23 protein-coding genes are annotated in these 19,216 nt (G+C 71.9%); 17 read left to right on the forward strand and 6 right to left on the reverse strand.

Going from position 1 to position 19,216, the window contains the following annotated elements; translation table 11 throughout:
- The first annotated feature begins 29 nt into the window (after nucleotides 1-29).
- The 7 genes from QSK34_RS12435 to QSK34_RS12465 all read left to right on the forward strand — a co-directional run bounded on the left by QSK34_RS12435 (nucleotide 30) and on the right by QSK34_RS12465 (nucleotide 6,011).
- Complete coding sequence (locus tag QSK34_RS12435; RefSeq protein ID WP_285583388.1) at nucleotides 30-437, forward strand: GntR family transcriptional regulator; 408 nt, start codon at nucleotides 30-32, stop codon at nucleotides 435-437.
- Nucleotides 434-1,315, forward strand: coding sequence for an ABC transporter ATP-binding protein (locus QSK34_RS12440; protein ID WP_285583391.1), 882 nt, complete (start codon nucleotides 434-436; stop codon nucleotides 1,313-1,315). Before QSK34_RS12435 ends, QSK34_RS12440 begins: the two co-directional genes overlap by 4 nt.
- The gene (locus tag QSK34_RS12445) at nucleotides 1,312-2,361 is read left to right on the forward strand and encodes an ABC-2 membrane transporter-related protein (protein ID WP_285583393.1); all 1,050 of its coding nucleotides are present in this window, start codon (nucleotides 1,312-1,314) and stop codon (nucleotides 2,359-2,361) included. The genes QSK34_RS12440 and QSK34_RS12445 overlap by 4 nt, the downstream gene beginning before the upstream one ends.
- Nucleotides 2,358-3,659: a S41 family peptidase gene (locus QSK34_RS12450; RefSeq protein WP_285583395.1), complete on the forward strand. Its 1,302-nt coding sequence runs from the start codon at nucleotides 2,358-2,360 to the stop codon at nucleotides 3,657-3,659. Before QSK34_RS12445 ends, QSK34_RS12450 begins: the two co-directional genes overlap by 4 nt.
- A complete protein-coding gene (locus tag QSK34_RS12455; protein ID WP_285583397.1) occupies nucleotides 3,656-4,768 on the forward strand; it encodes an alpha/beta hydrolase family protein in 1,113 nt (370 codons plus the stop codon). Before QSK34_RS12450 ends, QSK34_RS12455 begins: the two co-directional genes overlap by 4 nt.
- Before the next feature lie 191 nt (nucleotides 4,769-4,959).
- Entirely contained in the window at nucleotides 4,960-5,598 is a 639-nt protein-coding gene (locus tag QSK34_RS12460) for a PASTA domain-containing protein (RefSeq protein ID WP_285583399.1), read from the forward strand.
- Between the two features lie 86 nt (nucleotides 5,599-5,684).
- Nucleotides 5,685-6,011: a hypothetical protein gene (locus tag QSK34_RS12465; protein ID WP_285583401.1), complete on the forward strand. Its 327-nt coding sequence runs from the start codon at nucleotides 5,685-5,687 to the stop codon at nucleotides 6,009-6,011.
- On the opposite strand, the gene QSK34_RS12470 is transcribed toward QSK34_RS12465, so the two are convergent.
- The 5 genes from QSK34_RS12470 to QSK34_RS12490 form a co-directional block, all read right to left on the reverse strand.
- Nucleotides 5,989-6,483: a MarR family winged helix-turn-helix transcriptional regulator gene (locus QSK34_RS12470; protein WP_285583403.1), complete on the reverse strand. Its 495-nt coding sequence runs from the start codon at nucleotides 6,481-6,483 to the stop codon at nucleotides 5,989-5,991. The genes QSK34_RS12465 and QSK34_RS12470 overlap by 23 nt on opposite strands.
- A gap of 284 nt (nucleotides 6,484-6,767) precedes the next feature.
- Nucleotides 6,768-7,304, reverse strand: a complete 537-nt coding sequence (locus QSK34_RS12475) for a PDDEXK family nuclease (RefSeq protein ID WP_285583405.1) — start codon at nucleotides 7,302-7,304, stop codon at nucleotides 6,768-6,770.
- A gap of 60 nt (nucleotides 7,305-7,364) precedes the next feature.
- The gene (locus QSK34_RS12480) at nucleotides 7,365-8,102 is read right to left on the reverse strand and encodes an alanyl-tRNA editing protein (RefSeq protein WP_285583407.1); all 738 of its coding nucleotides are present in this window, start codon (nucleotides 8,100-8,102) and stop codon (nucleotides 7,365-7,367) included.
- Between the two features lie 22 nt (nucleotides 8,103-8,124).
- Nucleotides 8,125-8,583, reverse strand: a complete 459-nt coding sequence (locus QSK34_RS12485) for a helix-turn-helix transcriptional regulator (RefSeq protein ID WP_161478891.1) — start codon at nucleotides 8,581-8,583, stop codon at nucleotides 8,125-8,127.
- A 47-nt stretch (nucleotides 8,584-8,630) separates the two neighbouring features.
- On the reverse strand, nucleotides 8,631-9,635 hold the full coding sequence (locus QSK34_RS12490) for a PHP domain-containing protein (protein ID WP_285583411.1): 1,005 nt from the start codon (nucleotides 9,633-9,635) through the stop codon (nucleotides 8,631-8,633).
- Between the two features lie 135 nt (nucleotides 9,636-9,770).
- On the opposite strand from QSK34_RS12490, the gene QSK34_RS12495 reads away from it, so the two are divergent.
- The 4 genes from QSK34_RS12495 to QSK34_RS12510 are packed head-to-tail and all read left to right on the forward strand — an operon-like array spanning nucleotide 9,771 to nucleotide 12,228.
- Nucleotides 9,771-10,157 carry a hypothetical protein gene (locus QSK34_RS12495; RefSeq protein ID WP_285583413.1) on the forward strand — a complete coding sequence of 129 codons (387 nt, stop codon included), beginning with the start codon at nucleotides 9,771-9,773 and terminating at the stop codon, nucleotides 10,155-10,157.
- Nucleotides 10,158-10,160: 3 nt separating this feature from the next.
- Entirely contained in the window at nucleotides 10,161-11,321 is a 1,161-nt protein-coding gene (locus tag QSK34_RS12500) for a glutathionylspermidine synthase family protein (RefSeq protein WP_285583415.1), read from the forward strand.
- 24 nt (nucleotides 11,322-11,345) lie between these two features.
- Complete coding sequence (locus QSK34_RS12505) at nucleotides 11,346-11,786, forward strand: DUF350 domain-containing protein (RefSeq protein ID WP_285583417.1); 441 nt, start codon at nucleotides 11,346-11,348, stop codon at nucleotides 11,784-11,786.
- A gap of 55 nt (nucleotides 11,787-11,841) precedes the next feature.
- Nucleotides 11,842-12,228, forward strand: a complete 387-nt coding sequence (locus QSK34_RS12510) for a VOC family protein (RefSeq protein WP_285583419.1) — start codon at nucleotides 11,842-11,844, stop codon at nucleotides 12,226-12,228.
- On the opposite strand, the gene QSK34_RS12515 is transcribed toward QSK34_RS12510, so the two are convergent.
- A complete protein-coding gene (locus QSK34_RS12515) occupies nucleotides 12,188-12,862 on the reverse strand; it encodes a helix-turn-helix domain-containing protein (protein WP_285583421.1) in 675 nt (224 codons plus the stop codon). The genes QSK34_RS12510 and QSK34_RS12515 overlap by 41 nt on opposite strands.
- Before the next feature lie 112 nt (nucleotides 12,863-12,974).
- Here QSK34_RS12515 and QSK34_RS12520 point away from each other — a divergent pair, with 112 nt between their 5' ends.
- The 6 genes from QSK34_RS12520 (at nucleotide 12,975) to QSK34_RS12545 (ending at nucleotide 19,074) form a co-directional block, all read left to right on the forward strand.
- Entirely contained in the window at nucleotides 12,975-14,075 is a 1,101-nt protein-coding gene (locus QSK34_RS12520) for a PucR family transcriptional regulator (RefSeq protein ID WP_285583993.1), read from the forward strand.
- 116 nt (nucleotides 14,076-14,191) lie between these two features.
- A complete protein-coding gene (locus tag QSK34_RS12525; protein ID WP_285583424.1) occupies nucleotides 14,192-15,103 on the forward strand; it encodes an ACP S-malonyltransferase in 912 nt (303 codons plus the stop codon).
- Nucleotides 15,100-16,056, forward strand: coding sequence for a beta-ketoacyl-ACP synthase III (locus tag QSK34_RS12530; RefSeq protein ID WP_161478883.1), 957 nt, complete (start codon nucleotides 15,100-15,102; stop codon nucleotides 16,054-16,056). The genes QSK34_RS12525 and QSK34_RS12530 overlap by 4 nt, the downstream gene beginning before the upstream one ends.
- A 55-nt stretch (nucleotides 16,057-16,111) precedes the next feature.
- Nucleotides 16,112-16,351 (forward strand): acyl carrier protein, encoded by a 240-nt coding sequence (locus QSK34_RS12535; protein WP_062334723.1) that lies wholly within the window; start codon nucleotides 16,112-16,114, stop codon nucleotides 16,349-16,351.
- A gap of 43 nt (nucleotides 16,352-16,394) precedes the next feature.
- Nucleotides 16,395-17,627, forward strand: coding sequence for a beta-ketoacyl-ACP synthase II (fabF, locus tag QSK34_RS12540; protein WP_285583429.1), 1,233 nt, complete (start codon nucleotides 16,395-16,397; stop codon nucleotides 17,625-17,627).
- 22 nt (nucleotides 17,628-17,649) lie between these two features.
- Complete coding sequence (locus tag QSK34_RS12545; protein WP_285583431.1) at nucleotides 17,650-19,074, forward strand: acyl-CoA carboxylase subunit beta; 1,425 nt, start codon at nucleotides 17,650-17,652, stop codon at nucleotides 19,072-19,074.
- Nucleotides 19,075-19,216: the final 142 nt, after the last annotated feature.

A 19,216-nucleotide genomic window follows, 5' to 3' on the forward strand; every position in this document is an offset into this window, starting at 1 on the left:
CACTCCTAAAGTACTAGGAGACTAGATAAATGGAGCGCTTAGTGATCGAGTTCCACCTGGACGGCAGGTCCGGCGTCTCGTCCTACCTGCAGCTCGTCCACCAGGTCCGGCAGGCCATGCGCCTCGGACTCCTCCGCGAGGGCGACCAGCTCCCCACCGTCAAAGAGGTCGTCGCCCAGCTCGCCATCAATCCCAACACCGTCCTGAAGGCCTACCGCGAGCTCGAACACGAGGGCCTCGCCGCGGCCCGCCCGGGGGTCGGCACGTTCATCACCAGAACGCTCACCGACGCCTCCAGCCGGGCCGCCCAGGCGCCCCTCCGGCAGGATCTGCGGCGCTGGCTCGCCAAGGCGCGCAAGGCCGGGCTCGACGACGAGTCCATCGAGGCCCTCTTCATGACCACGTTCCGTTCCGCGGCCCAGGAGGACATCGCGTGACCCCCGTCTTAGCGGCCCGGCAGCTGGGGAAGAGGTACGGCAGGCGCTGGGCCCTCCGCGACTGCACGCTGGAGATCCCGAGAGGCCACGTCACCGGCCTGGTCGGCCCCAACGGGGCGGGCAAGACGACGCTCCTGAAGCTGGCCGCCGGGCAGCTCACCCCGTCCGAGGGCGACCTGCGGGTGCTGGGCGAGCGGCCGGGGACCACCCTTCCCAAGGTCGGTTTCGTCGCCCAGGACACCCCCGTCTACGCCGGTCTCACCGTCCAGGACCATCTGACCTTGGGAGCCAAGCTCAACACGACCTGGGACGCCCGGCTCGCCGAAGACCGCGTCGCCGAGCTCGGCCTGAACCCGAACCAGAAGGCCCGCAGGTTGTCGGGTGGAGAGCGGGCCCAGCTGGCCCTCACGCTCGGCCTGGCCAAACGGCCGGAGCTGCTGATCCTCGACGAACCGGTGGCCTCGCTCGACCCGCTGGCCCGCCGCGAGTTCCTCCAGGCGCTGATGGAGGCGACGGCGTCCGACGAGTTCGGCGTGGTCCTGTCGTCCCATCTGATCGCCGACCTGGAACGCGTCTGCGACTTCGTCGTCGTGCTGGTCGACTCCCGCGTGCTGGTGGCCGGTGAGGTCGACGAACTGCTCGCCACGCATCACCGCCTGACCGGGCCGCGCCGCGACCAGGACCGGCTGCCCTCCGATCAGTACGTCGTCTCGGCCCGGCACACCGACCGGCAGAGCACCTACGTCATCCGTACCGGCGAACCGATTCTCGACCCGGCCTGGGTCGTCACCCCGCTCACGCTGGAGGACCTCGTCCTCGCCTACATGGAACGGCGTCCCGTCGCCGGCCGCAGGGCCGGGCTGGAGGTGCTGCGATGATCTGGCTGACCTGGCGGCAGTTCCGCGGTTCGGCCGTGCTGACGGCGGCGCTGGTCGCCGTGGGCGCCGCGGTGCTGGCGCTGACCGGGCCCGGCCTGGCCGACCGCTACGCGCGGGGCGTCGCGGCGTGCGTGACCGACGGCACGTGCGACCGCTTCTTCGACCGCTTCTTCGACGAGTACCAACTGCTGTTCGTTTTGGTCGGCTTCGCGCTGCTGGCGCTGCCGGCGTTCCTCGGGCTCTTCTGGGGGGCGCCGCTGATCACCCGTGAACTGGAGACGGGCACCCATCTGCTGGTGTGGAGCCAGGGCGTCAGCCGGGTGCGCTGGCTGGCCGTCAAGCTGGGGCTCATCGGGCTGGTCGCGGTGGTCACGGCCTGTGCGGCGGGGCTGGTCGTCACGTGGTGGTCGCGGCCGCTCGACGGCTCGGCCGTGCCGGAGCTCGCGCAGATGACCCCGGTCGTGTTCGGCGCGCGGGGCGTGGTGCCGATGGGGTACGCCGCGTTCGCGTTCGTGCTCGGGGTGACCGTCGGCATGCTGGTGCGGCGCACGCTGCCCGCCATGGTGCTCACCCTGGTCGTCTTCGCGGCCGTGCAGGTCGCGATGCCGACGCTGGTCCGGCCTCACTTCACGGCGCCGGTCACCGCGGCGCACGAGCTCGGCATCGTCAACGTCGGCGGGCTGCACGTCCGGCAGGGCGGCGGCGAGGTCCGGATCGCGGTGCAGGCGGCCGTGCCCGGCGAGGGCGGCGCGTGGGTGTTGTCGAGCACCCTGCTCGATCCCTCCGGGAGAACGGTGGCGGCCGACGGGCAGGACGCGCCGGTCGCGGTGTCGGGCACGTCGGGACCCTGTTCGCCGCAGGGCAGCCGGGCGGGTCTCGACCCCTGCTGGACCGAGCTCAACAGGCTCGGCTACCGGCAGCAGGCGGTCTACCATCCGATCGCGCGGTTCTGGCCGTTCCAGTGGATCGAGACCGGCATCTACGCCGTGCTCACCCTGGGTCTGACCTGGCTCTCCTTCTGGCTGATCCGGCGACGGCTGTCATGACCAGGGCCGTGGCGGCGGGGCTGCTGCTCCTGCTGGCGGTCGCCTGTACGACCCCCGAACCGCCCCGCGCCGAGGCGGGCGCCCCCGAGAACACCGCCTGCGCGCCGCCCCAGGGCCCGCCCGGCGAAAGGCTCCCCACCACGATCGACGTCGTCGAGCAGGCCTACTTCTGCATCCTCGGCGGGTACTACCGGGCGCCCGCCATGGACCACCGTGACCTGCTCGTCGCCGGGTTCGCCGCGCTGACCCGGGCGATGCCCGAGGCGCCCCTGTCGCTGCCGGCGCTGACCGGCGACCGGCGGGCCGACTGGGCGGCGTTCGAGGCGGCGTACCGGAAGACCACCAACCGGGAGGACCTGGCCGTGGTCACCCTGGAGGCGATGGTGGCGGCGCTCGACGACAACCACGCCCGCTGGGCGCACGACCCGGAGCGGCCGCCCGGCTACTACGACGGCGACGGCTACGGGCTGGGCCTCCAGGTGAGCGGCGACGACCCGGTGTTCGTCTCGGTCGTGGAGGGCGGCGCGGCGCGCGCGGCCGGGCTGCGGCCGGGCGACGTCGTCGAGAACGCCGACGACCCGGAACTGCTGCGGCCGAGGTATCCCGACGCCCGGCCGGTCGAGCTGCGCCTGCGGCGCGGTGACCGCCGCTGGAGCGTCACCCTCACGCCCGGCCTCTATCCGCGTGACTGGGCCACGCTGCGGACGGTCCAGGCGCGGCTGGTCGACGACGCGGTCTACGTGCGGGTACGCGCCTTCTCCCCCGACGCGGCGAACCGGGTGTTCCGGTCGATCGACCGGTTGCGGGCCGGCCGGAGCGTCACCGGGATCGTGCTCGACCTGCGCGGGAACGGCGGCGGCAGCCCGCTGGAGGCGACCCGGCTGGTGAGCGCGTTCGTCCACGGGAAGGTCACCTCCCACCTGTGCAGGGCCGACGACAGATGCGAGCCGGGTCAGACCGACGACACGGTCCCGCTGGTCGGCCTGCCTCTCGTGGTGCTCGTCGATTGGGGGTGCGCCTCGGCGTGCGAGCACTTCAGCTCGGCGGTCAAGGACCACCGGGCCGGGACGCTGGTCGGCACCCGGACGGCCGGCCTGATCTCCGGCCCCGCGCAGCCGTTCCTGCTCCGCGACAACACCGTCCTGAGCTTCCCCACCCGGCGGCATCTCGGCCCGGACCGGGAGATCGTCGACCGGATCGGGGTGGCGCCCGACCATTTCGTCCCGCCGACCCCCGAAGACGCGGCGGCCGGGCACGACGCCGCGCTCGCCAAGGCCCTGACCCTGCTGGACGGATGATGAGACGAACCCTCGCGGTGCTGCTCCTCCTGACCGCCTGCTCCACCCCCGCCGCACCCCGCTCGGCCGCCCCGTCGCCTCGGCCGCCCGAACCCGCCACGCTGGCCGCGCCCACAGGGGAGCATCCGGTCGGCACGACGGTCCTGCACCTGACCGACGCCTCCCGGCCCGATCCGTGGAACCCCGACGCGAAGGCCAGGGAACTCCGGGTCACCCTGTGGTATCCGGGCGGGCGGGGGGAGGGCCGGCGGGCGGCGTACATGAGCCCCCGGGAGTCGGAACTCACGCTGGCGGGCTCCCGCGCCGCGAGCGTGCCGCCCGACATCCTGAGCAGAACGGTCGTGCACGCCACCACCGACGCCCCCGCGAAAGGCCGCTTCCCCCTGGTGGTCCTGTCGCCCGGCTTCACCAAACCGGTCAGCACCCTGACGTCGCTGGCCGAGGACCTGGCCAGCCGGGGCTACGTCGTGGCCGGCGTCGACCACACCTACGAGAGCCACGCCACGACCCTCGCCGACGGCGAGGTGGCCGAGTGCCTCGCCTGCGACAGCGACACCGACCCGGGCTTCGGAACGGGCGTCGTCGCCAACCGGGCCGCGGACGTCTCCTTCGTCCTGGACGAACTCCTCGCCGGGAAGCCGGATCTGATCGACCCCACCCGGATCGCCATGGCCGGCCACTCGATCGGCGGCGCGAGCGCCCTGGCCGCCATGGCCGCCGACAAACGCGTCGACGCCGGCGTCAACCTCGACGGCACGACCTACGCCCGCCTTCCCCGCGGCCTCGCCCGCCCCGTCCTGTTCGTCGGCACCCCCGAGCACGCCCCCGGCGGCCGCGACCCCTCGTGGGACCGCGACTGGGCACTGCTGACCGGCTGGAAACGCTGGCTCGTGGTGACCGGCGCCGACCATCAGTCGTTCACCGACCTCCCCCAGCTCCAGGGCGCCCTCGGCCTGAAATCACCACCCGGAGCCCCGAGCGCGGCCCGCCTGGCCGAGATCACCCGCGCATACGTGGTGGCCTTCCTGGACGAACACCTGAAGTCACGCCCGCAACCCCTCTGGAAAGGCCCGTCGGCCCGCTATCCCGAGGTGGAATTCGGATCATAAGGTCACCTCCCATGGAGACAGGGGAGGCCTTTGAGCGGTCAGGGGCACGGCCTGAGACGTCTGTCGATCCAACCGGCAGGGACCGTTTGGGCCGCCCGGAAAACGGGCCCTAACTCGATTGCATAACGCACGGCAACCGTCTCATCCGTCCCGACGTCAACTTGGCGCATCCCAGGAAACGGAGTGAGGCTATGGCCAACCAGTTCGGACCTCCCCCGCACAATCCCCATCCTGGTTTCGGGCCGGCGCAGGCCGGCCCGCACGGTTACGGCGCTCCGGTGCCGCAGCAGCCGCACGGCTGGGCGGCGTCTCCTCCTGTGCCCCCTGGACAGGCGCCCTACTACGGCCAGCCCATGTACCCGCCTCCGCCACCCCCTCCGCGGAAGCGGAAGGGCCCGCTCGCCTTCATCGCCGCCGGGCTCTTCGTCGTCCTTGTCGCCTGTAACGCCCTCACCGACGGCGATCGTGTGGAACGTTCCCCGGGTGCGTCCGCCCCTCGGCCGGCCCCGATCACCGAAGAGGAGAACGCGGAGCCGGCCGAAAGTCTCTCGGCCGACCAGGCGGCGCCCACCAAGGCCGCCAAGACCCGGAAGGCCGCGGCTGTGGAGAAGCTCCCGCTCCCCAGCGTGGTCGGCATGAACCTCCAACTGGCCCAGGACACCATGCAGGCCGCAGGCTTCTTCCTGCTCCGCGACCGCGACGCCACCGGCCAGGGGCGTTTCCAGGTCAACGACCGCAACTGGGTGGTCGTACGCCAGGTCCCCGCCGCAGGCCGCAAAATCGACCCGGCGACATTCGTCACACTGTGGGCGAAGAAGATCGGCGAATAGGAACCACGAAAGGGCGGGCACGAAGCCCGAGACCGGCCGACATTCCACGGCACCGCGCCAGGGCCGCCCTCTGGTACTACGGATGGATGACGCGCAGCCGCAACTACCAGGTTCTCGCCGCCGCCAAGGCCGTCGCCCGCGCGCTCGGCCACGATCCCGCCGACGCGAACCTCCTCGCCGTCGAGCTGGCCGCCGAAGGCCGGCTCGACTGGGAGAACAGCGAGCTCCTGCTGCTGGCCCTGGAACGCCTCGCCGACCTGGTGGGGCCCGCGGGCGCGGCTGAGATCCTCGGCGTGCCTCCCGGCGAGTTCGGCGAACTGGCCGCGCGTCCCGGCTTCCCGCCCGCTCTGTACGACCTGGCCTCCGGCCGCCTCTGGGCCAGAAAGGACGTCACCGCCTGGCGGCGGGATTGACGTTCGGGGGGTGAACGTCGTCGTCCCAATCGAGGAACACCGTGCCCACCGTGTTGTCCCTGACGACCCGCCCCAGCAGCTCGGCCAGCATCCCCTGCTCCCCCGCCTCGAGCACCCCCGGCACCCGCGCGACGCGGTCGCACGTCTCGGCGTAGAAGGTCTCCGCCGTGGCGGCCCCCTGGTCGGTGAGGGCCACCAGCACCGCCCGGCCGTCGGACGGGTCGGGCTCGCGCCTGACGAGCCCGCGCTGCGACGTCCGGTCGACGAGCTCGGTCAGGCTCGACTTGGCCAGGCGCAGGGTCGCGCCCAGGTCGTTCATGCGGTAGGGGCGGCCCATCAGGACGCACAACAACTGGCCCTGTTGCGGGGTCAGGCCGTGGTCGCGCGCCGATTCGGCGTAGACGGCGGAGATCAGGAACGACGCCCGCACCAGTGCCGCGACCACCCCGAGATTCTCTTCCTGGCCACCCATGCGGGCCAAACTAGTACGGAAAGAAGCAGCCCATGTGGTTCGGCATCGGTGTCTCCAGCGCGGCCCCGCGGCCGTGACGACGTTGCGCGACGACGCCAGGCCGGCCCGCCGGGTCTCACTGAGGAGGCCGCCGGCCCACGCCGCCGCAGGGAGTGCAGCTCACCCACACCTCTTCGCCGTCCTTGCTGATCCATTCGCCGCCCTCACCTCTGCATGTGCGGCAGATCGGCGGCAGGTCGTCTTGGGCCATGCGACCGGTTACCGAACCGGCCGTCGCCGGAACTTCAGGCCGCCCGCCGCAACGGTTCGGGCCGCGCGGCCCGCGTCATCCGCCACGTCGGCCCGGCGACCGAGGCTCGGGCCGGCCGGTAGAAGAAGTGGGACCCGCCGAGTTCCTCCTGCTGGCAGGCCCAGCACCGTCCGTCGTACCAGGCGAACCGGTTCTGCCGCTCGCCGCACTCGACCAGCCAGCACGACCCCACCGGCACGTGCCAGCTCGCGGCGTCGCCCGGACCCGGCGCCTCCAGCACGATCACGTGGACCTGCTCCCACCACCCGGCGCCGCCGGCGATGGCCAGGGTGGCCCGCAGCTCCACGGGCTTGGCCAGCCGCTCCCAGTGGGGGCCCTTCACCTCGGCCCAGGCGTTCAGCGCCGGCAGGTAGAAGTCGGGCACGTAGACCGCCCCGCTCGGCAACCGGAGGGCGAGCGGTTCGTACTGCCAGTAGACGCCCAGGGCGTCGAGGGTGGCCGCCCAGTCGGCCTCCAGGGTCGAGCGGAACATGACGCCGTTGTAGACGAGCGGCACCGCGCTGATGTCCATCCCGGCACCCTGTCACCACCCCGACCGGCCGCTACCGGTGCCGGGGCCTCCTGTGGACAACTAGTCGGAGACCTCCAGCCGGACGCGCCGGAACCCCCTGCCCTTGCTCTCGATCTTGGCGACCCGCACCCGGCCGATCTGCCGGGTGGAGGCGACGTGGGTGCCGCCGTCGGCCTGGCAGTCGAGCCCGACGATGTCGACGATCCGCACCTCTTCCACGTCGTCGGGCACCAGGTTGGTCGCCGTCCGGATGATGTCCGGGATGGCGAACGCCTCGGCCCTCGGCAGCACCCGGACGTCGATGCGCCGGTCGGCCTCGATCTCGGCGTTGCAGGCGGCCTCGACGGCCTCCTTGAAGCCGGGCGGCACCTCCGGCAGGTTGAAGTCCATGCGCGCGGTGCCTACCACGCCGGGCGTGGTGGCGACGTCCATGTTGCCGCCGGTCACCAGCGACCCGTAGTCGCGGAACACCACGCCGCAGAGCACGTGCAGGCCGGAGTGGGTGCGCATCAGGGCGCTGCGCCGCTCGTCGGCCAGGGCCGCCCGTACGACCGTCCCGGCCGCCGGCAGCGGATCGCCCTCGGCGGGGATGAGCACGAGGTCGTCGCCCTTGCGCACCCCGGCGATGCGGGTCTCGACGCCCTGCCACAGGAGGGTGCCCTGGTCGGCGGGCTGCCCGCCGCCGCCGGGATAGAAGGCCGAGCGGTTCAAAACGATGCCGTCGGGAGTGGCGTCGAGCACCGTGGCCTCCCAGTCGCGCAGGTCCTGGTCGGTGAGTTCGAGCCGTTCCGTCCGCATGCGCGGCAGCCTAATGGGTGGATCAGAGCGGCAGGGCCGACGTCATCTCCGAGAGCCGCTGCTGGTCGGGCTCGGGGTAGCGCTCGTCGAGCACCTCGGCCCGGGTGATGCGGTCGACCCGGAACACCCGGACGTCCTCGCGTAACCGGCACCACGCCACCAGGTACCAGAAGCCGCCGCGCCCGCCGAGCATGATGCTGGGCTCCAGGTCGCGGGTGCTGACCTCGCTCTTGCTGTTGAGGTAGTCGATGCGCAGCACCCGGCGGTCGGTCAGCGCGCGGTCGATGGCCCGTTTGACCTCTTCGGCCCCGTCGATGGTGTAGCCGCCCGGGTCGAGCCGGATCGGCACGCCCTCGCCCTGGAGCCGGGCGATGTCGCGGATCACCGTCCGTTTGCTCACCCCGAGCCGGTCGGCGAGGTCCTTGGCCGACAGCTGCCCGTTGCTCCGTAACTCCTCCACCAGCGCACGTCGACGGTCCATGACGCCGACGTTACGTGCCGTGAACGACGAATCCTGATATTTCCCACCTAACTCAGCGGCCATATACCCGTATTGACCACCCGTTCCGGTTCCACACCACACAGGGCGGCGCGCTCACATCCGTACACGAGCCAGTCGAGCTGCCCCGGAGCGTGGGCGTCGCTGTCGATCGCGAACACGCAGCCCATCTCGTAGGCGAGCCGCAGCAGCCGTTTGGGCGGGTCGAGCCGGTCGGGCCGCGAGTTGATCTCGACCGCGACCCCGAACCGCCGGCAGGCCTCGAAGACGATCTCGGCGTCGAAGCGCGACTCCGCGCGAAGCCCGCCGCGCCTGCCACCGGCCTGCACGATCCGGCCGGTGCAGTGCCCGAGCACGTCGACGTGGGGGTTGGCGACGGCGGCGACCATCCGGCGGGTCATCTCCTCGGCGTCCATCTTCAGCGCGGAGTGCACCGAGGCGACCACGCAGTCGAGCCGGGCCAGCAGGGCGGGGTCCTGGTCGAGCGACCCGTCGGCGAGGATGTCGACCTCGATGCCGGTACGGATCTCGAAGGGCGCGAACCGCTCCCGCAGCCCCTCGATCACCTCGATCTGCTCGGCCAGCCGCTCGGCCGACAGTCCGCGCGCGACCGTCAGCCGCGGCGAGTGGTCGGTGATCGTCAGGTAGGAGTGCCCGATGGCCCGCGCCGCCTCGGCCATCTCCTCGATCGGCGACCCGCCGTCGCTCCACGTCGTGTGGCTGTGCAGGTCGCCCTTCAGCGCCTCGCGGAGCCGGGCGGCGGCCTCGGAGAGGTCGGTGCCGGACGTCGCCTCCAGACGGCGCAGGTAGGTGGGGGTCTGGCCGGCCAGCGCCTCGGTGATCGCCAGCGCGGTCACCTTGCCGACCCCGGGCAGCTCGGTCAGCGTCTCGGCGAGGGCGCGCTCCTCCAGCTCCTCGCGCGGCAGATCCTCGACGACCTTGGCGGCGCCCCGGAAGGCGCGGACCCGGTAGGTGGGTTCACCGGCCCGTTCGAGCAGGAACGCGATTTGGCGCAGGGCGTCAACAGGCTCCATGTCGAAGACGTTATCAACCGGCCAGAATTGATGTTTGTACCGTTCAAACAGACACCGATAGGCTTGCCCGACCTCAAGGAATCATGGAGCCTTATGGCCGCCTCACCCCCACCACCGGGACCTCCGACGTTCCCCATGGCCGGCGGTCCGCCGCCGAAGAAGAACAAGAAGGCCTCCACCGCCGTCAAGCTGGGCGCGATCGGTGTGTTGTCGGTTCTGGTCGTGGGCTTCTGCGCGGCCGTCGACGACGACTACGAGGAGGTCGACGCCGACTGCGTCGACATGAACAACCCGCTGCCCGACGGGTCCTACCCGATCGTCGACGACGACCTGTGTGACGACGACGGCCGGGTCTACCACGGCTCCCACGGCGCCTACGGGTGGTACTACGGCGGCGTCCGCAGCGGCGCGCACATCCGCGGCGGCACCACGCTGCGCCCGTCGAACGCGCAGATCTCCACCCGTTCCGGCAAGGTCATCCAGCGGGGCGGCTTCGGCTCGCGCAGCAGCGGCGGCAGCTGACCCGTGCGCAGGGAACGGTCCGCACCCCGGCACGGCTGGGAGACCACGGTCGAGAGCCACGGGCTGGCCTACCACCGCTCCGCCCACCCGAGCGGCGTCGACCGGCCCTACTGGGACGAGAGCGTCCACTACGTCTTCTCGATGGACGAGGTGCTCACGCTGGAGGCCCAGGTCGAGGAGCTCCACCGCATGTGCCTGGAGGCGGTCGACCACGTCGTGGTCACCGGCCGTTTCCACGACTTCGCCGTGCCGCCCGAGTGGACGCAGGCGATCAAGGACTCCTGGTACCGCCGCGAACCCCACCTGTTCGGCCGCTTCGACCTCCGCTACGACGGCTCCGGCCCGGCGAAGCTGCTCGAATACAACGCCGACACCCCCACCAGCCTGCTCGAGAGCTCCGTCGTCCAGTGGTACTGGCTGCAGGACGTCTTCCCCGACGACGACCAGTGGAACTCCATCCACGAACGCCTCGTCGACCGCTGGAAGGCCATCGCCGCGACCCTCCCGACGGGCCCCTCCCACTTCGCCTGGACGAGCCTCGACACCTCCGGCGAGGAGGCGATGACCCTCGGCTACCTCCAGGAGACGGCCACCCAGGCCGGGCTGGCCACCGTCTCCATCGCCATGGAGGACATCGGCTGGGACGCGCTCAACCGCCGGTTCGTCGACGTCGAGGAACGGGTCATCCGCTCGCTCTGCAAGCTCTATCCGTGGGAGTGGATCGTCCACGAGCCGTTCGGCGCCCACGCGCTGCGGCTGATGCCGTCGATGACCTGGATCGAACCGGCGTGGAAGATGCTGCTGTCGAACAAGGCGCTGCTGGCGGTGCTCTGGGAGCTGTTCCCCGGCCATCCCAACCTGCTGCCGGCCTACCTCGACGGCCCCCGTGACCTGGCAGGATTCATCCGCAAGCCGCTCTTGGGGCGCGAGGGCGCCTCGATGACGATCCTGTCGCCCGACCACTCCCTGGAGACCGGAGGCGACTACGGCGCCGAAGGGTTCGTCTTCCAGGAGTTCCAGGCCCTGCCCGACTTCGACGGCCAGCGGCCGGTCCTGGGCGCCTGGGTGGTGGAGGACGAGTCGGCCGGGCTCGGCATCCGGGAGACGGCCGGCCTGATCACCGACGACACCTCGTCGTTCGTCCCCCATCGAATCAACGGTTAACACCCCCCAATAGGAGCAGGGTCAATGGACACCACTTCGTTCGGCGAGGTCCTCGGCAACGGCGCCCTGGCGATCGCCGCCTACGCCGTCCTCGGCGTGCTGCTGCTGATCGTCGGTTTCTACGTCATCGACATGGCCACGCCGGGCAAGCTCAGCAAGCTCATCCGGGAAGACCGCAATCCCAACGCGACCGCCCTCACCTCGGCGGGCCTGGCGGCCGTCGGGCTGATCGTGGCGGCCTCGATCTTCTCCTCCGGCGGCCGGCTCCAGGAGGGCCTGATCGCCACCGCCGTGTTCGGCGTGCTCGGCATCGCCGTCCAGACGCTCGGCATGTTCGCCTTCGACAAGGTGGCCGGCATCTCCATCCGCGCCCTGGTCGCCGAGCCGACCCTCCAGCCCGCCGCGATCCTGCTCTCGGTCACCCACGTCGCCATCGGCCTGATCACCGCCGTCGCGGTCATCTGACCCGGCGTCCGATTCCTTCAAGACGGTCCCGTACGCGGTCTCGTACCGTCGGACCATGGCAATCCAGTTCAACGTCATCGGCCTGGTCGTCAGCGACATGGGCCGGTCGCTCGCCTTCTACCGCCGCCTCGGCCTGGACCTCCCGGCCGAGGCCGACGGCGAGCCCCATGTCGAGGTGACCCTGCCCGGCGGCTTCCGCCTCTGCTGGGACACCGAGGAGACCATCAAGTCGTTCGACCCCGAATGGACGCCGGGCCCCGGCCGGACGGGCCTCGCGTTCCAGTGTGACAACGCGGCCGAGGTCGACACGACCTACGCCGAGATGGCCGAGTTCGGCCACCTCCCGCCGTGGGACGCCTTCTGGGGCCAGCGCTACGCGGTCCTGACCGACCCCGACGGCATCAGCGTCGACCTGTACGCCCCGCTAGATCCGTCAGCGTGACCCCGGTCAGCGCCCGCACCTCCCGCGCGAGGTGGGCCTGGTCGGCGTAGCCCTCGTCGTGGGCGACCTGGGCGAACGCTCCCCCCGCCCGCGCCCTCTCCAGCGCCCGGTTCATCCGCAGGATGCGGCCCAGCGTCTTCGGCCCGTAGCCGAAGGCGCGCAGGCAGAGCCGGTGGAAGCGGCGTTCGCCCAGATCGAGGCGGCCGGCCACGGCGGCCACGCCCAGCCCGCCGCCGATCAGCCCCACGGCGGCGCGCACCACCGGATCGGGCCGCAGGTCGGCCGCCACCGCCTCGATCCCCCCGCCCCCGTTCAGCCGGTTCTCCAGTGCGCGCACCCGGCGGGCCGGCCAGATCTCGTCGAGCGGAACCCGGCGGTCGCGCAGCTCGTGGGCCGCCACGCCGAGCAGCTCCGGCAGGTCGCCCGGCGCGAACCGCAGGCCGGTGTAACCGGCCCCGGGGACGACGGAGGTGACGAAGGCCACCGCATCGGGCCCGGCCACCACGAGCCGGCCCGACGTCCAGAGCAGATCCATGCAGCCGTCGGGGAGGATGCGGCGCTCCCCCTCGGCTGACGCGGGGGGCGTCTGCCAGACGACCGCGCCGGGGATCACCGACGGCCGTTCCCGGTACACCGTCCCAGCTTGCCACGGCCCCACCGTTGGCGAATCCGCGCAGGCGACCTGGCACGCTATAACCGTGAACGACAGGGTGCGTGAAGACACGGCGCGGCGGCTCGACCGCGCGATGGGGAGTCTGGGCACCGCCGCGATGGCCCGCATGGAGGAGCAGCTCGCCTGGTACCGCGCCCTGTCGGCCGAGGACCGTTCCTGGGTCGGCCTGGTCGCCCAGGCCGGGATCGCCGCCTTCGTCGAGTGGTTCGGCCACGCCGGGCAGGGCCGCCCGACCCCGAGCATCGAGTTCTTCGGCACCGCGCCCCGCGAGCTCAAGCGCAGCGTCTCCCTCCAGCAGACCGTCGACCTGGTCCGCATCGTGGTCGAGGTGGTCGAGGCCGAGGTCGAGGAGCTGGCCGCGCCCGGCGGCGAGGAGGTGCTGCGCAACGCGATGTTGCGCTACACCCGCGACGTCGCCTTCGCCGCCGCCCAGGTCTACGCCCGCGAGGCCGAGGCCCGGGGGTCGTGGGACGCCCGGCTGGAGGCCCTGATCGTCGACGCGCTGGTCCGGGGCGAGGTCGACGACGGCCTCCACTCCTGGGCCGCCGCCCTCGGCTGGACCTCCGCCCCCGTGGTGGTCTTCGCCGGGCACGCCCCGGCCGACGACCCCCAGAGCGTCATCGACGGCCTGCGCGACCGGGGCCGGCGGGCGGGCCACGACCTGCTCGCCGGGGTCCAGGGCGACCGGCTGATCGTGATCGTCGGCGGGGCCGACAGCATGAAGGAGGCCGCCCGCCTGGTCGTGCCGAGGTTCGCCGCCGGCCCGATCGTGATCGGCCCCGAGGTGCCCGACCTGCACGCCGCCGCCCGGTCGGCGCGGGCCGCCATCGCCGGGTTGCGGGCCGCCGCCGGGTGGCCCGACGCGCCCCGGCCCGTGCTGGCCGACGACCTGCTCGCCGAACGGGCCATCGACGGCGACGAGGACGCCCGCGCGGCGCTGGTCGAGAACGTGTTCAAACCGCTGGCCGGCACCCCGCTCCTCGACACCCTGGCGACCTACCTCGAACAGGGCACCTCGCTGGAGGCGACGGCGCGGCTGCTGTTCGTCCATCCGAACACGGTGCGTTACCGGCTCAGGAAGATCGCCGAGCTGACCGGCTACACCCCGACGGAGGGGCGGTCCGCATTCACCCTTCAGGTTGGGTTGATACTCGGTCGACTGACCGTAATCTGACCGCCGTCTATTAATTGCGGAGAAACCGGAACTGTAGGGATTCCACAACAGAGGCGGGCAGAAGTTCGTTCGGATCCCCAGCTCTGTGTCGAAGGGCTACAGGGCAGGGTGGTACCGTGCTCGTCATCGTCGCGCCGGGACAAGGCGCCCAAACTCCAGGCTTCCTGAGTCCGTGGCTGGAGCTCCCCGGATTCCGTGACCGTCTGTCAGCATGGTCCGAGATCGCGAAGCTCGATCTCGTCGCCTACGGCACCACCGCCGAGGCCGAGGAGATCCGCGACACGGCCGTCGCGCAGCCCCTTCTGGTGGCCGCCGCGCTGGCCGCCTTCGAGGAGCTCGGCGTCACCGCCGACCTGGTCGCCGGCCACAGTGTGGGCGAGTTCGCCGCAGCCGCCCTGGCCGGTGTGATCACCGCCGACCAGGCCGTCTCGCTGGTCGCCGAGCGCGGCCGGGCGATGGCCGAGGCCGCCGCCGTCACCGCGACCGGCATGACCGCCCTCCTGGGCGGCGTCGACGTCCTCGACGCCCTCGCCAAGCACGGCCTGACCCCCGCCAACAACAACGGCGCCGGCCAGATCGTCGCGGGCGGCACCCTGGAGCAGCTGGAGGCCCTCCAGGCCGACCCGCCGCAGCGGGCCCGCCTGCGCCCCCTCGCGGTCGCCGGGGCCTTCCACACCCACCACATGGCTCCGGCCGTCGAGCGGCTGCGCGCCGCCGCGGCCGGCGTCGCCCCGGCCGACCCGGCGATCCGGCTGCTGTCCAACGCCGACGGCGCGGTCGTCATGTCGGGCCGCGACGCGCTCGACCGCATGGTCAACCAGGTGAGCAACCCGGTCCGCTGGGACCTGTGCATGGAGACCATGGCACGCGAAGCCGGCGAGACCCCCGTCACCATGATCGAACTACTGCCCGGCGGCACCCTGACCGGCCTGGCCAAGCGTGGCCTGCCCGGTTCGGTGACCGTCGCGCTCAAGACCCCCGCCGACCTGACCCCGGCCCTCGACGCCGCCAAGGAGGCGATCAAGTGAAGCTGCCCGCGGGGGCGCCGGGCGCCAAGGTGCTGGCCTTCGGCCACTACCAGCCGGCGAACGTGGTCACCAACGACGATCTCGCCAAGATCATCGAGACGAACGACGAGTGGATCCAGAGCCGGGTCGGCATCAAGGAGCGCCGGTTCGCCGGTCCCGAGGAGTCCGAGATCGACCTGGCCGTGCAGGCCGGCGGCAAGGCGCTGGCCGCCAGCGGCCTGGCCGCCGCCGACATCGACCTGGTGATCGTCGCGACCTGCACCCCCGAGGCCCCGATCCCTAACCTGGCCGGGCGGGTCGCCCACCGGCTCGGCATCGAGGCGCCGGGCGCCTACGACCTCAACGCGGCCTGCGCGGGCTTCTGCTACGCCCTCGCCTCGGCCAGCGACTCGATCCGCGCGGGTTCGGCGAAGAACGTGCTGGTCATCGGCACCGAGAAGCTCACGCAGTGGGTCGACATCAACGACCGCGCCACCTCGGTGATCTTCGCCGACGGGGCCGGCGCGGCGGTCGTCGTCCCGTCCGAGACCCCGGCCATCGGCCCGGTCGTCTGGGGCAGCGCGGGCGACAAGGCCGACGCCATCATGATCCAGGACCGGTCGTCGTCCCTCCACCAGGAAGGTCAGACGGTGTTCCGCTGGGCCACCACGGCCCTTCACCCGGTGGCCAAAGAGGCTTGCGAGCGTGCGGGCGTGGCTCCCGCCGACCTGGCGGCGTTCGTGCCCCACCAGGCGAACCTGCGCATCATCGAGGCCATCGCGCGCAAGCTCGGCGCCGAGAAGGCCGTCGTCGCCCGCGACATCGTGCTGGCCGGCAACACCTCGGCCGCGTCGATCCCGCTCGCGCTGTCGCGCATGATCGAGCAGGGCGAGGTGCCCTCGGGCGGCCTCGCGCTCCTCCTGGGCTTCGGGGCGGGCCTGACCTACGCCTCCCAGGTCATCGAGATCCCTTAATGCCTGTACGGTCTTCGCCGTACGAAAACCCAGAAACACCACTCAAAGGAGAGAAATGGCAGCCACCGAGCAGGAGATCCTGGCAGGCCTCGGCAAGATCGTGAACGAGATCACCGGGATTCCCGCGTCCGAGGTGACGCCGGAGAAGAGCTTCGTCGACGACCTGGACATCGACTCGCTGTCGATGGTCGAGATCGCCGTGGCGGCCCAGGACGAGTTCGGCGCGGAGATCCCCGACGACCAGCTCAAGCACCTGAAGACCGTCAAGGACGTCATCAACTTCATCCAGAACTGAGTTCCCCAGCGCAACCGTTCGACCGTAGAGGAGTGCAGCCAAAGTGAGTACCAACCGGGTGCGAGTCGTCGTCACCGGACTCGGCACGACGACGCCCCTTGGTGGAGACGTCGCCTCGACCTGGGCGGCGCTCCTCGACGGGCGGTCGGGCATCCGCACCCTCACCGAAGACTGGGTCGACACCGTCCCGGCGAAGTTCGCCGGCGTCGCGGCGGTCGACCCCGGTGAGGTGCTGCCCCGGCCCGAGGCCAGGCGTCTCGACCGCTACGAGCAGTTCGCCCTGATCGCCGCCCGCCAGGCCTGGCAGGACGCCGGCGCCCCCGAGGTCGAGCCGACCCGGCTCGGCGTGGTCGTCGGCTCCGGCATCGGCGGCATCAACACGATCCTCCAGGCCTACGACACCTACCGTGACAAGGGGTGGAACCGGCTCTCGCCGTACACCGTCCCGATGCTCATGCCCAACGGCGCCGCGGGCTGGATCTCCATCGACCTGGGCGCCCAGGCGGGCACCCACGCGGCGGTCAGCGCCTGCGCGACCGGCGCCGAGTCGATCGGCCAGGCCATCGAGATGATCCGCTCCGGCCGCGCCGACGTCGTCGTCGCCGGGGGCAGCGAGGCGGCCATCCACCCGCTGAACATGGCCTCGTTCGCGGCCATGCGCGCCATGTCGACCCGCAACGACGAGCCCCACCGCGCCTCGCGCCCCTTCGACAAGGGCCGCGACGGGTTCGTGCTCGGCGAGGGCGCCGGCATCGTCGTCCTGGAGTCGGAGGCCCACGCGAAGGCGCGCGGCGCCAAAATCTACGCGGTCGCGGCCGGCGTCGGCATCACCTCCGACGGCCACCACATCTCCGCGCCGGAGCCGACCGGCATCGGCGGCAAGACCGCGATGCTGACGGCCATCGCCGACGCGGGCATCAGCGCCGCCGACGTCCGCCACGTCAACGCCCACGCCACCTCGACGCCGGTCGGCGACGAGATCGAGGCGCGGGCGATCCGCGAGGCGCTCCCCGGCTCCCCGCTCGTCACCTCGACCAAGTCGATGACCGGTCACCTGCTGGGCGGCGCGGGCGGCATCGAGTCCGTCTTCACGATCCTGGCGCTGAGCGAGCGCATCGTGCCCGCCACCGCGAACCTCGACGACCCGGCCGACGGCCTCGACGTGGACATCGTGCGCGGCGAGCCGCGCAAGCTCCCCGACGGGCAGCTCGCCGCGATCAACAACTCCTTCGGCTTCGGCGGCCACAACGTCGCCGTCGCCTTCACCACTGCTTGATCAGCGCTCTGAGAGGGACGCAATGACTGTCGTTGACAACAGGGTGGTGACCGCCGCCTCCGACCAGGAGGCGGCCGACCCCCGCGATCCCGTCGTCCGGCTGGGCCACCTGCTCGACGAGGGTTCCATGCGGCTGATCTCGCCGCAGGACAAGAGCGGGGCCCTGGCGGTCACCGGCCGCGTCGAGGGCGTCCCCGTCGTGGCGTTCTGCAGCGACGCCCGCGTCCAGGGCGGCGCGATGGGCGCGGAGGGCTGCGAGCACATCGTCCACGCCTACGACGTGGCGGTCCGCGAGCGCGTGCCGATCATCGGCGTCTGGCACTCGGGCGGCGCCCGCCTCGCCGAGGGCGTGGAGTCCCTCCACGCCGTGGGCCGCGTCTTCGCGGCCATGACGAAGGCGTCGGGCATCGTGCCGCAGATCTCCGTCGTGGTCGGCGCGGCGGCCGGCGGCGCGGCCTACGGCCCGGCGCTGACCGACATCGTGATCCTCGCCGACGAGGGCCGCATCTTCGTGACCGGCCCCGACGTCGTCCGTTCGGTGACCGGCGAGACGATCGACATGGCCTCGCTGGGCGGCCCCGAGCCCCACAGCAAGCGCAGCGGCGTCGTCCACATCGTGACCCAGTCGGAGCCCGAGGCCCTGCTGAAGGCCCGCCAGGTCGCGACGCTGCTCGGCCACCAGGGCCGGGTCCGGCTCGGCGAGGTCGGCGAGGTCGACTTCTCGACCCTGCTGCCCGACAACGTGCGCCGCGCCTACGACGTGAAGCCGCTGGTCAACGGCCTGCTCGACGAGCCGGGCGTGGAGCTCCACCCCAAGTGGGCGCCCAACATCGTGACGACCCTGGGCCGCCTCGGCGGCCGGACCGTCGGCGTCATCGCCAACAACCCGATGCGCCTGGGCGGCTGCCTCGACTCGACCTCCGCCGAGAAGGCGGCCCGGTTCGTGCGCATGTGCGACGCGTTCGGGGTGCCCCTGGTCGTGCTGGTCGACGTGCCCGGTTACCTGCCGGGCGTCGGCCAGGAGCACGACGGCGTCGTGCGCCGCGGCGCCAAGCTCCTCCACGCGTTCGCCGAGGCCTCGGTGCCGAGGGTGACGCTGGTGACCCGCAAGTCCTACGGCGGGGCCTACATCGCGATGAACTCCCGCGCCCTGGGCGCGACCCGCGTGTTCGCCTGGCCGACGGCCCAGATCGCGGTCATGGGCGCGGTCGCGGCGGTCCGCATCCTGAAGCGGCGCGAACTGGCCGCCGTCCCCGACGAGGAGCGGGCCGACCTGGAGAACCGCCTGGCCGAGGAGCACGAGAAGATCGCCGGCGGCCTCGACCGCGCGGTGGACCTGGGCGTGGTCGACGAGGTCATCAAGCCGGAGGAGACGCGGGGGGCCATCGCCAAGGTGATCGCCCGCGCGACGCCGGCGCGGGGAGCCCACGGGAACATCCCGCTCTAGTCTCCCTGTACGTCGTGAGCGCCGCTCCTGCCGGTTGGCGGGGGCGGCGTTCCGGCGTTCTAGGCAGGCCCGGCGGGAGGAGAGCTTCCCCAGCCGTGCGGGAGAGGGCCGGGACAAGGTCTCTGAAACGCCCGTTTCGGCC

Origin of the sequence: Herbidospora sp. NBRC 101105, from assembly GCF_030269205.1 — a bacterium.
Lineage (GTDB): Bacteria > Actinomycetota > Actinomycetes > Streptosporangiales > Streptosporangiaceae > Herbidospora > Herbidospora solisilvae.

Coding starts and splice junctions, on each gene's coding strand:
- QSK34_RS12445 (WP_285583393.1), top strand. CDS start 1,312: ATGATCTGGCTGACCTGGCGGCAGTTCCGCGGTTCGGCCGTGCTGACG.
- QSK34_RS12480 (WP_285583407.1), bottom strand. CDS start 8,102: ATGCGGACGGAACGGCTCGAACTCACCGACCAGGACCTGCGCGACTGG.
- QSK34_RS12460 (WP_285583399.1), top strand. CDS start 4,960: ATGGCCAACCAGTTCGGACCTCCCCCGCACAATCCCCATCCTGGTTTC.
- QSK34_RS12505 (WP_285583417.1), top strand. CDS start 11,346: ATGGACACCACTTCGTTCGGCGAGGTCCTCGGCAACGGCGCCCTGGCG.
- QSK34_RS12495 (WP_285583413.1), top strand. CDS start 9,771: ATGGCCGGCGGTCCGCCGCCGAAGAAGAACAAGAAGGCCTCCACCGCC.
- QSK34_RS12520 (WP_285583993.1), top strand. CDS start 12,975: ATGGGGAGTCTGGGCACCGCCGCGATGGCCCGCATGGAGGAGCAGCTC.
- QSK34_RS12470 (WP_285583403.1), bottom strand. CDS start 6,483: ATGGGTGGCCAGGAAGAGAATCTCGGGGTGGTCGCGGCACTGGTGCGG.
- QSK34_RS12450 (WP_285583395.1), top strand. CDS start 2,358: ATGACCAGGGCCGTGGCGGCGGGGCTGCTGCTCCTGCTGGCGGTCGCC.
- QSK34_RS12510 (WP_285583419.1), top strand. CDS start 11,842: ATGGCAATCCAGTTCAACGTCATCGGCCTGGTCGTCAGCGACATGGGC.
- QSK34_RS12455 (WP_285583397.1), top strand. CDS start 3,656: ATGATGAGACGAACCCTCGCGGTGCTGCTCCTCCTGACCGCCTGCTCC.
- QSK34_RS12485 (WP_161478891.1), bottom strand. CDS start 8,583: ATGGACCGTCGACGTGCGCTGGTGGAGGAGTTACGGAGCAACGGGCAG.
- QSK34_RS12435 (WP_285583388.1), top strand. CDS start 30: ATGGAGCGCTTAGTGATCGAGTTCCACCTGGACGGCAGGTCCGGCGTC.
- QSK34_RS12490 (WP_285583411.1), bottom strand. CDS start 9,635: ATGGAGCCTGTTGACGCCCTGCGCCAAATCGCGTTCCTGCTCGAACGG.
- QSK34_RS12475 (WP_285583405.1), bottom strand. CDS start 7,304: ATGGACATCAGCGCGGTGCCGCTCGTCTACAACGGCGTCATGTTCCGC.
- QSK34_RS12465 (WP_285583401.1), top strand. CDS start 5,685: ATGACGCGCAGCCGCAACTACCAGGTTCTCGCCGCCGCCAAGGCCGTC.
- QSK34_RS12535 (WP_062334723.1), top strand. CDS start 16,112: ATGGCAGCCACCGAGCAGGAGATCCTGGCAGGCCTCGGCAAGATCGTG.
- QSK34_RS12545 (WP_285583431.1), top strand. CDS start 17,650: ATGACTGTCGTTGACAACAGGGTGGTGACCGCCGCCTCCGACCAGGAG.